Origin of the sequence: Cobetia sp. LC6 (assembly GCF_030264805.1) — a bacterium.
GTDB lineage: Bacteria > Pseudomonadota > Gammaproteobacteria > Pseudomonadales > Halomonadaceae > Cobetia.
The window spans coordinates 712706-724683 of record NZ_JASSPL010000001.1 but is presented as its reverse complement, the minus strand read 5'-3'; the positions used below and the strand labels follow the sequence as shown (position 1 = coordinate 724683).

Genomic DNA, 11978 nt, shown 5'->3' with positions numbered 1-11978 from the left:
GTTAATCTCGTTTGTTGAATGTTCAGTCAGCTTCCAGAATACGCCGCATAGACGGATCGTGACAGCTCATAGGTGTCTGTCCTGCCCTGCTCATGCCATGGCGCTCGAGTGTGATGACCGCCAGACATTGAAAAAGGTTTTCTTCCCTCTCTCGCCCTCGTGGAGATGCCCTACATGCGCCTCAATGCCGACTTTTCACAACGTGCCAGCATTACACCGGACCATTACCAGTGGGTGCCGTCTCCCCAGGGAGGGGTCGAGCGCATGATGCTGGACCGTATCGGGGAGGAGAAGGCACGGGCCACCAGCCTGGTCCGATATGCACCAGACTCCCACTTTTCAGCGCATGAGCATCCACAAGGCGAAGAGATTCTCGTGCTGTCCGGCACCTTCACCGAAGATGGCGTGCGGGATTTCCCTGCTGGCTGGTACCTGCGTAACCCGCCAGACTCGCGCCACACCCCCAGCAGCACCGACGGCTGCGTGATCTTCGTCAAGCTGCGACAGATGCCGCCCGAGGAGCATGAGGCGGTACGCATCAACACTCGAGACCCGGCCAACTGGCGTGAGCAGGATGGCCGCGAGATCTGCTCACTGTATACCAGTGCCACCGAGCAGGTGAGCCTGCAGCGCCTGACGCCACATGCCGAGCTTCCGCTGTTGGTCAATACTGGCGGTGCCGAACTGCTGGTGCTGGAGGGTTGCCTGCATCCAGGGCACGGGTCCTGCCCTGCCGGTAGTTGGCTGCGCTTGCCCGCCAGCGAACCGCTGGCGCTCTCCGCCGGCGCAGAGGGAGCGACCTTCTACCTCAAGACGGGGCATCTGATCGCTCTGGAGGATGAATGAACACACCTTCGCCGCCCGTTGCCATTATCGGGGCTGGTCTCTCAGGTCTCTATGCCGCATGGCAACTGGAGCAGCATGGCATTCATGACTATCGGGTGTTCGAAGCCCAGCACGTCATGGGAGGCCGTATCGCTTCCGCAGTGCCGTCCCTTGCCGAGACAGAGGCACAGCACCGCCTGGACCTGGGGCCTACCTGGTTCTGGCCGGAGCATCAGCGCGAAATGGCGCAACTGATGCAGACACTGGGCCTGGAATGCTTTGCACAACATGTGACGGGCGACAGCCTCCTCGAGCGCGCCACGGACAAGAGCCCACTGCGCACCGCTGGCATCAGGGATTCGCTGACCGCCATGCGTGTGGTGGGAGGAATGGAGGCGCTGATCGAGCGACTGCGACGCGATATCCCTGCGGACAAGATACTGACTGGGCAGGTTGTCCGTCATCTCGAGCGCTTGCCAGACGGGATTGCGCTGAGTGCCGAGGATGACAACGGGCAACGCATGAGCTGCGAAGTGGAGCAGGTCTTGTTGGCTATTCCGCCACGTCAGGCACTCCAGCTTATCCAGTTCACGCCGGCATTGCCGAGCGCACTGACGGCACAGTGGCAGCAGACCGCGACCTGGATGGCGCCCCACGCCAAGTATCTCGCGGTCTACGATCGTCCTTTCTGGCGCGAGGCCGGCTTGTCCGGCGCCGCACGCAGCGCACGTGGCCCGATGGTGGAGATTCACGATGCCAGTCCAATGGAAGGGTTGGGGGCACCCTTCGGGTTCGTGGGAGTCCCGGCAGATCACCGACGTCAGATCACGCCGGACGCATTACGCCAGCACTGCCGCGCACAGCTGGAGCGTCTGTTCGGCGCTGAGGCGGCACATCCGCGGCAGGAATACCTCAAGGACTGGGCAACCTCACCCTTCATCGCGAGCCCGGCAGACCTGGAAGACGTGGCATCCCATGTCTCGGTGCCGTTGCTGGAGGCCAATGAAGGCCCTTGGCAGCAACGTCTGTTCGGTATCGCCAGTGAATGGTCACCGCGATTCCCGGGTCACCTTGCGGGCGCCCTCGATGCCGCCACCCGAGGTGTCGAGCGGATGCTAAGCGCACGCTAGACAGAAGGCAGAGAGATAACCAGACACCCGCATCGACAGACATTGAGCACGACCCACTCACTTTTCCCACTCGTCACTTCGACGAAGACACACAAGGATCCCCATGACTACCGTATTTTCCCCCGAGACACTGAACGCTCTATGGACCTGCTTCGTGATGGCCCTGGCAGCCAGCAGCATCGCGATCTCGATCACCCAAGGTGAACTGTTCGCGCCCTTGCGTCAGTACGCACAACGCTTTGGCCACATGACCGGCCACCTCTTCCAATGCTTCTTCTGCATCAGCCACTGGGTGGTCTTCGCTGGCATGGTGTTCTATCACCCGACCCTGACGAATAGCGGCTTCGTGCTGGTGGACTGGATCCTGGCTGGTTTCTTCACCTTGACGCTCTCCACCCTGGTAAGCGGCCTGCTGTTCAAGGTGCTGCTGACCGGCATGGCGAAGAAAGTACGCGACAAGGAAGTAAAGGAAATCTTCGCGGCCAAATGACCTCAGCCATCTCGAGCCACGGGCTGTAACACCACCCTTCCAGCACGTCATCGCAGTCTTGAGTGTAGTGACAGCCCAGAAGCAGATGGCCGACCGCTCTTCCCTCTTCGCTGGCCCCCAGACAACGTTGCTTGCCGGGGGCCAGTGTCGTTGACCGACGCTCTCGCTCCAAGTCGTTTCCTGCTGGAGCACCAGGTATCGACACCGACGAAAACGAGACGACAGGGACCATATCGACGCTCATCGGGAATTACTTCATAATCGCAACGCAGATGATAATGAGATGCAACCTGTCCCGCATCGAACACAGCCGTGCGGGCGACAACGCGCCCGATGAATTTTCCTTACCCTCCCAGCGAGTCACACATGAAGCCTCTGCTTTCCATGACAGCCGGCGGCCTGCTATTGGCCTCCAGCTTCGGCGCTGTCGCCGATGAGATCACTCTGACAGATGTTGCCGGCCGGCAAGTTACCCTCGACGCCCCGGTCGAGCGCATGATCCTGGGCGAGGGTCGCCAGGTCTACCTGTTGGGCGCGCTGGAGCCCGAGTCTCCCTTCGACAAGGTGGTCGGCTGGCGTGAAGACTTCTCTCAAGCCGACCCGGACAACTACGCCCACTATGCCAAGCGCTTCCCCGAACTCGAGAAGATTCCGACCTTCGGTGGTTTCAAGGATGGCACCTTCGATGTCGAGCAGGCAGCAGCCCTGAAGCCAGATGTGGTGCTGATGAATCTGGAAGCCCGTCAGGCAACCGAGGACGCGGCCTATGACGACAAGCTGGCACAGCTGGACATCCCGATCGTCTACGTCGACTTCCGTGAGGATCCACTCGCGAACACCACGCCGTCGATGCGCCTGATGGGCCAGTTGCTGGGCAAGGAAGACAAAGCCGAAGCGTTCATCGCCTACACCGAAGCGCAGATGGCTCGCGTCACCGATGTCATCGCGAAGCAGGACCCACAGCGCCCTGACGTCTTCATCGATCGCGCCGGCGGTTACTCCGACGACTGCTGCATGAGCTTCGGGCCGGGCAACTTCGGCGAATACGTTGATCTGGCCGGCGGCCACAACATTGCCGAAGGCATCATTCCCTCTACCTTCGGCACCCTGAATCCCGAGCAGATCATCGCCGCCAACCCTGAGCATGTCGTCGTGACAGGGGGAAGCTGGGACGCCTATGTCCCGGGCGGCAAATGGGTCGGTGTCGGTCCGGGGGCTGATCAGGATCTCGCTCGCGAAAAGCTCCAGGCCCTGACTCAGCGCACCGCCATGACAGGCATTCAAGCCGTCGACGACGCCAACTTCCACGCCATCTGGCATCAGTTCTACAACAGCCCCTACTACTTCGTGGCGGTTCAGAAGATGGCCAAGTGGTTCCACCCGGAGCTGTTTGCCGATCTTGACCCGGAAGCCACCATGCAGGAACTGCACGAACGCTTCCTGCCCGTGGACTACGCACCTGGCTACTGGGTATCGCTGAAAGATGAATGATGTCACCTCTTCCGCTCCCCTCTCGCAAGGGGGGAGCCACTACCGCGCCTCGGTGGTCAAACGACAACTGATTCTGGTGTCACTGGGCGTGGCACTGTTCCTGAGTCTGTGTCTGGATCTGTCGCTCGGTCCGGCACGCTTCCCGCTCGATGAGGTCATCGCGGCATTGATCTCACCAGACTCCGTCAGTGATCAGGTGCGGGTCATCCTGTGGGAAATTCGCATGCCCGTCGCCCTGATGGCGCTGGTGGTCGGTGCCAGCCTGTCGGTGGCCGGTGCCCAGATGCAGACCATCCTGAGCAATCCCCTGGCCAGTCCCTTCACCCTGGGCATCTCGGCCGGGGCCAGCTTCGGTGCCGCGCTGGCACTGGCCTTTGGCGTCGCGATCATTCCCGCCGCCATCGATTATGTGGTCCCCATCAATGCCTTCGTCATGGCCATGATCACGGCCTTCTTCATCCACGCCTTGAGCATGAAGCGTGGCGTGACGATCGAGACCATCGTGCTGCTCGGCATTGCCATGGTCTTCATCTTCAATTCGTTGATGGCCCTGATCCAGTTCTTCGCCAGCCAACAGGCCGTGGCCGCCGTGGTCTTCTGGACCATGGGCAGCCTGACCAAGGCCACCTGGCCCAAGTTCTGGGTCTCGCTCGGCGTTCTGGCGATCGTGCTGCCGCTGCTGGCACGTCATGGCTGGGCACTGACGGCCATGCGTCTGGGAGATACCAAGGCGGAAAGCATGGGCGTCAAACCCAAGGCGCTGCGCCTGGAAGTGCTGGTATTGGTCTCGCTACTGGCTGCCATCGCCGTCGCCTTCGTCGGCACCATCGGCTTCATCGGTCTGGTCGGTCCGCATATCGCACGCCTGCTGCTGGGGGAAGATCAACGCTTCTTCGTGCCCGGCTCTGCCCTGTGCGGGGCGTTGATTCTCTCGATCGGCTCGGTGCTGTCGAAGATCATCCTGCCGGGCACGGTGATCCCGATCGGCATCATCACCTCACTGGTCGGCATTCCCTTCTTCCTGTTTCTCATCCTGCGACAGAAGTCATCCTCATGGTAACGCTCACGCTTGATCGCTTGTCCGCTCACTATGGTCGCCGCCAGATTCTGGCGGAGGTCACGACGCCCTGCTTCGAAGGGGGCCAGGTGGTGGCCTTGCTGGGGCCCAACGCCGCCGGCAAGTCGACCTTGTTCCGGCGCATCCTCGGGTTGATCGACGGCGGTGGAGAGGCACGCGTCGAGGGCGCGACTCGCCAGCGCCCCATCGGCTACATGCCACAGGACACCGGCGTCAATGCCGTGCTGACGGTCTATGAATCGGTACTTCTGGCGCGCATGCAGGGCCGCAGCCTGAAGGTTCAGCCTGAGGACATGGCAGAGGTAGAGCGTGCGCTGGACGATCTGGGAATCAGTGCGCTGGGCGAGCGGGACATCAGTGATCTGAGTGGAGGCCAGCGCCAATTGGTGGGGGCCGCCCAAGCGCTGGTGCAGTCACCCGAGATTCTGCTGCTGGATGAGCCAACCTCCGCACTGGATCTGCATCGCCAGCTGCAGCTGTTGACCATTCTGCGCCGCCTCGCCCGCGAGCGAGGCATGCTGATCATTGCCGCCTTGCACGACCTGGGCCAGGCATTGCGCTTCACGGACCAGGCCATGCTGCTTCAGAACGGCCGCCTCATCGCCAGCGGCCCGACCGCTGAGGTGGTCACCCCGGAGCGACTGCGTGAGGTCTATCGTGTGGCTGCCCGCATCGAGCCCTGCTCCCAGGGGCAGCCACAGCTCATCGTCGAAGAGGCCATCTGATCTGACGCCCTTCGAAGGCGGCCAGCCCTGCTCCTGCCAGCATCAGGGGCAGGGCAAACAGGAAGCCACTCGAGATGGGGGCATGGAAGATCAGCAGGTCCGCCAGAATCGGCCAGAGCAACGCGACATACTCGAAGGGTGCCAGGCGGGACGCCTCAGCGTAGCGCAATGCCAGTGTCATGCAGATATGCGCGGCACCCCCGAACAATCCCGACAGCACCAACAGCCCCAGCGCCTCCCGGGAAAGCGGCGCCCATCCCATCGGTAGCGTCGCCAGGCCTGCCAAGGCCGAGACCAGAATGAAATAGAAGGCGATCGCTCCGGCCGTCTCGGTACGCGAGATACGCCTCACCGTCAGCAACGCGCCAGTCGTCAGCAGTGCCGAGAGTACCCCCAGCACGTAGCCGGTCACATTGCCGGTACTGCTCTCGAGGTTCAGCGACGGCAGAATCAGCACCAATACTCCCGCCAAGGCCAGCCCCAGCGCCAACGCCCGTTGCCGACTGAACCGCTCCCCCAGCAAGACCACACCACCCACGGCCATCATGACCGGCGTCAGCTGTGCCAGCAGCGTCGCCTCCGAGATGGGCAGCAAGGCCACCGCCGCAAAGGAGGCAAACATCGCGGCCGCACCGAATCCGGAGCGCAGCAGATGCCCGCCCGGTCGACGGGTCGCCAGACCACGCGGGAACTCCTTGCGCCACATCATGAAGATCATGATCGGAATCAAGGCAAAGGCCGAACGAAAGAACACCGTCTGCCCCACTTCCACCGTCTCGCTGACCGCCTTCACACACACCATCATGCCGGTGAACAACACACCGGACAGCAATCTGAGAACAATTCCGGCCAAGGGCCGATCCACCAACTCCGTCATGACTATCGATTCGCTACGCGGCTGAAAGAAAGGCAGCATTCTCCCGATTCCCTCGACGGAATGCCATGGCAACGTGTCACGCCAGAGGCGAATTTTCACGATATTGAGGCCAACTTCGAATAGACCCCTCTTTTCCCGATGGGTGATATTTACGACCTCTCTTTCATCTGCTAGATTTGGTTTATCGAGGCAAAATCCTCGGTCGGGTTTGGCGACTCGAATAGCAAAAGGCGCACAAGCGCCCAGACCATGGTTGGCGCTTTTTTTGTGCCTGCCATGCGTTATGGCGGTCGTGCGTGGGAGACCTCCGGGTCTGCCGGTTTCCTTTTGCGCCGGTTCGCCAACCCGCGTACGGCCGCCCCCATCACTGTTTGGCGACAGCGGGAGCGGCTCCAATAGCAAAAGGAGCTTCAACCATGGTCATCCAGACTACGGCATCTCCGCGTAGCCCCGATCTACCCACCCCCTATGGCGGCTATCCCGATCCCCCTTCCCAAGACTGTCGCGCACGTATCGCTTGCGACTGCAGCGAGGTGCTGTCATGACCTCGAATTCTTCTCACACCACACCAACACCCTCATCTACTCCTCTTGCGCCCTCTGCTACGGGCAAGGCAATAGCCGAGTCTTCCCAGACGCCTGAGACTTCGGTGTCACACGACTCATCATCTACCATCACCTCAGAGAGCCAGCGTCGCTCTCCTCCCCCTCACACCTCGAGCACTCCCACATTCCAGGATTCCTCGACTGCCGCAGCTTATCGGCGAGGACAGTTGATCAAACAGCACTTCCAGCAGTGGCTGAAAGCCTTGAAGGATAAACCAACTCATTTCACGAAAGTCAGCTGCCGCAACGAGCTGATGAAACATCCAGAGTTGGCGGGCTATAAACCCATTATTGTCCTGCAGCGAGTCGGTGACCTGATCGATCGCCTGGTCATTGATGGTCACGTTGTGCAATCCGACACCATCGGCAAGCGTCGCCGCGTCTATCAACTCATCGATAGCACTTCGGAGCGCTCACCGGATATCCCACTGCCGAGCTATCGACAGGATCTTGCCACGTCGAAAACCGATAGCACATCGCATCTACCGCTCGATGCAGCACTGCAGGAACAACGTCGAGCCTTGAAAAAATCCATGCGGGCCGCGAGCGCGGAAGCCGAGCACCTCTATCAATTGGCAAAGGACTATCCGGAGGCGAAACCCGACATCGCTCCACTCCAGGAGGATGCAATTCAGCGCGCCTGCGAACTCCAGGGACAACTGGCTGCCGTGCTGGCGCTCTCTGCAAAACGCCATGCTGGAGGTGCCTCATGACGCCGCGTCAGATCAATCGATTACTGCCCTCTCTGACAAGCCCGACACTCAGAGCCTGGCAAGCGCGTTGTATTGAGACAGCGCTTCAACGGCTTTCGGATCAGCAGCCCCATTTCCTGTGCCAGGCCACCCCGGGTGCGGGCAAGATGCTGATGGCCGCCGTCCTGGCTGAGGAGCTGATTCTCAACGGGAGCATTGATCACGTCATCTATCTCGGCCCCACCTCTGCCGTGGTGGAGCGTGCACGCGAGACGTTTTCGCAAATTCTGGGGCGGCCCATGCAGGGCAGGCTGGGGGACATCGGTATCGCGCTGACCTATCAAGCGCTCAGCTTCCGCCTGGAGGACCTCAAGCAACTCTGTCGCCAAGGGCGTGTCCTGCTGGTCTGGGACGAAAGCCACCATGCCGCCGGCGCGACAGCATGCGCCGCAAAAAACGCCTACACCAGTTCGGCAGCCACCGGCGCCAATCAATGGGGGTTGGCACTCTTGGCATTGGAGCGCGATGTACGCTTTACGCTCGCCTTGTCAGGCACTCCTTGGCGCACTGATGGCAGCTGCCTTCCGATGCTGCGTTATATGGCACCGAGCCATGAAGCCGCCTCAGCGTCCGAGCCATCGGTGCCAACCCTGCCATCGGCCGACAATGACCGCCTCGCGCTGATCCCAGACTTCACTTATCCCCTGCGTGATGCCATCCAGGATGATGTCTGCCGTACTCCCCAGATCTATTTGATAGATAACAACGACATACGTCTGGTGGCAGAACAGCAGGCGCAGCGCGAGACACTGTATTACCAAAGTATCCCGGCCTTGCTGCGTCACCCAGCGGTGCATTACGCCGCCTTGCTGCGTCACCCCGGGCCTCAGCAGCATTTGCTGGACGTCAGCTGCCAACGCTTGCGACAGCTTCAGGAGAAAGACCCGAGCGCCGCAGGATTGGTGGTGGCATCCAACATTTCTCATGCAGAAGACATCGCTGATTGTCTGAAACAGATGGGACAGACGGTGTGCCTGGTAACCAGCCAGACAGAAGGAGCGCACGCACGACTTGAGGCGTTTCGCTACGGTCATACTTCGTGGATTGTCTCCGTCAACATGGTCAGTGAAGGGATCGACATTCCCCGCTTGCAGGTATGTTGCTATCTCAGCCACGTCAGGACCGAACAGTATTTTCGCCAAGTGCTAGGCCGGATCATACGGCGTCGACATGCACAGGATGATGCGTGCTATTTCTATGCCCTCAACGAAAGCACGTTACGACACTACGCCTATCGACTGTTTGACGACTTGCCCGACGAACATGCTGCGATCCAACTGGATTCCTTCTCCTCCCCGACACTACCCGCCCCGATCGTCTCTCCAGCCACTAATTCGATAGCCTCCAACGACCCCGGCACGAGCGGAGAACACCCCACGATTGACATGCATGGCGCGCCACATGCTCAGGCCCCCATGAGTGAGTGTGTGAGCTTCTCAGAGGGAGTACGAGAGATCACTCTTGATCTGGCAAATGATGTGGCGTTCTCCAACGCCTTCTTGGCGCGCCTGGTATCGCTCTGATTACGGGAGGCGGCTCGGCAGCCACGCCCGCGCGACTACCAGATGATTTCACTTTTTTATAGCCTAACCCTAAGCATAACATCTACAAATAGCATGCTTACCAGTGGGATTGCTCGAACAACCTTGCATATGCGTGACTCTCAACTCTCCATGCTTTCTAGGGCATGCATTTCGGGTTGGCTGATTTACGAAGGGTGATAGCGTGAAATTCGATGGCCACCTCACAGCGCATATCGGCCCTCATTCCAACTTTTCGACATCGATGGAGATCCCTTATGGTGTCCAGACCACCGACAGGCATCCACCCGCCTCAAAGACGGAGGCATCAGGCAATGCAAGTGATCCCCTATCAGGGAAACCAGGACTCTCTGCCGGGACTTTGCCTGACGGTCTCGGCACGAAAGCTGATCATGGCAAGCCTTGCACCGAGTACCATCCGAGCCTTCCAAAGCGACATACGGATGTTTCTCAGACGTGGCGGCACCCTCCCCAGCACCGACACGGAGATTGCCAACTACCTCACCCGGTGTTTCGAGGACGGTTATAAACCGAATACGCTCAAGCGACAGCTGTGCTCGTTACGGCGTTGGCACCTTGTCATGAATTGCCCCACCCTGGGCAATGAGCAAATGATCAAGGGGGTCATGCGCGGCTGTGCACGCCTCAATGAAGTGCCGGTGAAACGTGCACCAGCTTTGATGCGAGACGATCTGCATCAGCTGCTGAATAGCCTGGATTTGAGCGAGTTGCGAGATCTGCGCGACGCCGCCATGTTCTGCCTGACGTTCTATGGAGCATTTCGTTACAGCGAAGTCCTCAACCTTCGTGTCGAGCACCTCACATGGGATACACGAGGCGTGTTGGTCAGGCTCTCCCGCAGCAAGACCAATCAAGAAGGACGACATGAAGTCAAAGCCATTCACCATGCGGATACCTCGCTCCCCTACTGCCCCGTCAATCTCCTGTATCGCTGGCTGGAAGCCGCCCATATCCAGAGAGGTGCGGTATTTCGCAGCGTCTCGCTGGGCGGCAGGCCAGGAGGCTCGAAACTCTCTCGAACTGCTTTTCAGAATGCGTTGATCAGGGGGCTTGAGCGGTCAAACCTGGCTTCACGCGGATTCAGCACACATAGCATGCGTGCTGGCCTGATCACTGAAGCTCATCTGCGGGGGAAGAGCCTGGAGCAGATACAACGCGTGACAGGTCACAGACATCTCAGCACCTTGACGGAGTACATTCGGGTCGCAGACCCCTTCGAAAACAGCGCCAACGACTTTTGATAAACATGAGCAATGCATTACCGTTCAATAATCGATGAATTGACCAAAGCAATCGCTCAAGAACTCGTAATACAAAATATCTACCAAGTTTGACGTCAAAAAGCCCTAATGCTCTCGAAACGGTCGATTTTGACGGTTAAAAGATACCTTAGATTCTTGCCACTTGAGTTATGCTATTAGTACACACTGATTCAGCTTGGATATATCAGGAGGCGGCACTCCCAGAAATATCGTCCTACAGGTCGGGTGTATTGCTCGACTGATCATCACGACTCAAAGTTACTCGCGTTTGCTGGACATGAACTCGACGAATGATTCTCTCATACGTCTCGCCCCCCCTTTGCCTATCGTTGGAGTCATCAATATGCCAGATGCTACCTATACACCGTCACTAGTGAAAATCAGCGCTGACAAGACGCTTGTCATCCATCAGCGAGTACTCGAGGTGGACACCGCCGAGCTTATGAACGAGGAGCATCCTTTTCGACCAACGGTCGCGACAGAGAACCTGCCCCTAGCGCCTGTCCGCTTCCGCAGCAACGTTCAGTCGACTCACACTTCCGAGGAGTTCGTGAATTTTCATGTCATCAATGCCATCGTATCCACACATAAAGTGCCCGTCTCACAAAGTGTATTTTGCATCGAGATCGATATCGGCAGACTCAACGAAGATGAAGTCCAGGTGCTGAGATTCTATTACCAGGTGCTACAGCCTCTGCTCGAGCTTGGCTGGGAATGGATCAATATCCACAACCTACATACCACTGGCGATATCAGAATTAACGAAAAGAAGTTATGGAACACTATACTCAGAAACTTCATTAATGATGAAAGATTACAACACGCATGGAGCAATGTAGTCACTCAACAAAACTTGCCAATAACACGCAAGCAAATCTCATCAATTTTCAGGCATCGTTATTCTGATGACTCGATCAGGAAATTTATGAACGAAATAAATAAAAATACAAATACTCACCAAAGCGGTGTATCTGAAGATAGGAATACGGCACACGCTGCTACTGCTTCTGAAAAAAATAATAAAAACGCTTATAGTAAACGAAAAGATAATAGGAAGCAGCAACCAGATATCAATAAGAAAAGCAACGCTAAAGAAAAAAGCAAGCACTCGAATAACAAGGAGGAAACCGACTCGAATCCGCAAATGGGACTTGCACTTTAAAATTCGCTTGACTGATTAA

The 11978-nt window shown here is 58.3% G+C and carries 11 protein-coding genes; 10 read left to right on the top strand and 1 reads right to left on the bottom strand.

The genetic code is table 11. The annotated features are described in order from the left end of the window. Nucleotides 1–174: 174 nt before the first annotated feature. From QQF40_RS03140 to QQF40_RS03115, 6 genes are all read left to right on the top strand, one after another. The gene (locus tag QQF40_RS03140; RefSeq protein ID WP_285460345.1) at nt 175–846 is read left to right on the top strand and encodes a cupin domain-containing protein; all 672 of its coding nucleotides are present in this window, start codon (nt 175–177) and stop codon (nt 844–846) included. Beyond that, on the top strand, nt 843–1955 hold the full coding sequence (locus tag QQF40_RS03135; protein WP_285460344.1) for a flavin monoamine oxidase family protein: 1113 nt from the start codon (nt 843–845) through the stop codon (nt 1953–1955). The genes QQF40_RS03140 and QQF40_RS03135 overlap by 4 nt, the downstream gene beginning before the upstream one ends. A gap of 103 nt (nt 1956–2058) precedes the next feature. Next, entirely contained in the window at nt 2059–2445 is a 387-nt protein-coding gene (locus tag QQF40_RS03130) for a DUF1360 domain-containing protein (RefSeq protein WP_176676773.1), read from the top strand. 366 nt (nt 2446–2811) lie between these two features. Then, nucleotides 2812–3936, top strand: a complete 1125-nt coding sequence (locus tag QQF40_RS03125) for an ABC transporter substrate-binding protein (protein WP_285460342.1) — start codon at nt 2812–2814, stop codon at nt 3934–3936. Further along, nucleotides 3929–4996: a FecCD family ABC transporter permease gene (locus QQF40_RS03120; protein ID WP_176676771.1), complete on the top strand. Its 1068-nt coding sequence runs from the start codon at nt 3929–3931 to the stop codon at nt 4994–4996. The genes QQF40_RS03125 and QQF40_RS03120 overlap by 8 nt, the downstream gene beginning before the upstream one ends. Next, a complete protein-coding gene (locus QQF40_RS03115; protein ID WP_176676770.1) occupies nt 4990–5739 on the top strand; it encodes an ABC transporter ATP-binding protein in 750 nt (249 codons plus the stop codon). Before QQF40_RS03120 ends, QQF40_RS03115 begins: the two co-directional genes overlap by 7 nt. On the opposite strand, the gene QQF40_RS03110 is transcribed toward QQF40_RS03115, so the two are convergent. Next, nucleotides 5717–6616: a DMT family transporter gene (locus QQF40_RS03110; RefSeq protein WP_285460339.1), complete on the bottom strand. Its 900-nt coding sequence runs from the start codon at nt 6614–6616 to the stop codon at nt 5717–5719. The genes QQF40_RS03115 and QQF40_RS03110 overlap by 23 nt on opposite strands. 772 nt (nt 6617–7388) lie before the next feature. Between QQF40_RS03110 and QQF40_RS03105 the strand changes: the two genes are divergently transcribed. The 4 genes from QQF40_RS03105 (at nt 7389) to QQF40_RS03090 (ending at nt 11959) form a co-directional block, all read left to right on the top strand. After that, complete coding sequence (locus tag QQF40_RS03105; RefSeq protein WP_285460338.1) at nt 7389–7934, top strand: VspR family transcription factor; 546 nt, start codon at nt 7389–7391, stop codon at nt 7932–7934. Next, complete coding sequence (locus tag QQF40_RS03100) at nt 7931–9496, top strand: DEAD/DEAH box helicase (RefSeq protein ID WP_285460337.1); 1566 nt, start codon at nt 7931–7933, stop codon at nt 9494–9496. The genes QQF40_RS03105 and QQF40_RS03100 overlap by 4 nt, the downstream gene beginning before the upstream one ends. Before the next feature lie 332 nt (nt 9497–9828). Then, nucleotides 9829–10776 (top strand): site-specific integrase, encoded by a 948-nt coding sequence (locus QQF40_RS03095; RefSeq protein ID WP_024952250.1) that lies wholly within the window; start codon nt 9829–9831, stop codon nt 10774–10776. Nucleotides 10777–11140: 364 nt separating this feature from the next. Continuing rightward, a complete protein-coding gene (locus tag QQF40_RS03090; protein ID WP_285460335.1) occupies nt 11141–11959 on the top strand; it encodes a hypothetical protein in 819 nt (272 codons plus the stop codon). Nucleotides 11960–11978: the final 19 nt, after the last annotated feature.

Coding starts and splice junctions, on each gene's coding strand:
- QQF40_RS03140 (WP_285460345.1), top strand. CDS start 175: ATGCGCCTCAATGCCGACTTTTCACAACGTGCCAGCATTACACCGGAC.
- QQF40_RS03135 (WP_285460344.1), top strand. CDS start 843: ATGAACACACCTTCGCCGCCCGTTGCCATTATCGGGGCTGGTCTCTCA.
- QQF40_RS03130 (WP_176676773.1), top strand. CDS start 2,059: ATGACTACCGTATTTTCCCCCGAGACACTGAACGCTCTATGGACCTGC.
- QQF40_RS03125 (WP_285460342.1), top strand. CDS start 2,812: ATGAAGCCTCTGCTTTCCATGACAGCCGGCGGCCTGCTATTGGCCTCC.
- QQF40_RS03120 (WP_176676771.1), top strand. CDS start 3,929: ATGAATGATGTCACCTCTTCCGCTCCCCTCTCGCAAGGGGGGAGCCAC.
- QQF40_RS03115 (WP_176676770.1), top strand. CDS start 4,990: ATGGTAACGCTCACGCTTGATCGCTTGTCCGCTCACTATGGTCGCCGC.
- QQF40_RS03110 (WP_285460339.1), bottom strand. CDS start 6,616: ATGACGGAGTTGGTGGATCGGCCCTTGGCCGGAATTGTTCTCAGATTG.
- QQF40_RS03100 (WP_285460337.1), top strand. CDS start 7,931: ATGACGCCGCGTCAGATCAATCGATTACTGCCCTCTCTGACAAGCCCG.
- QQF40_RS03095 (WP_024952250.1), top strand. CDS start 9,829: ATGCAAGTGATCCCCTATCAGGGAAACCAGGACTCTCTGCCGGGACTT.
- QQF40_RS03090 (WP_285460335.1), top strand. CDS start 11,141: ATGCCAGATGCTACCTATACACCGTCACTAGTGAAAATCAGCGCTGAC.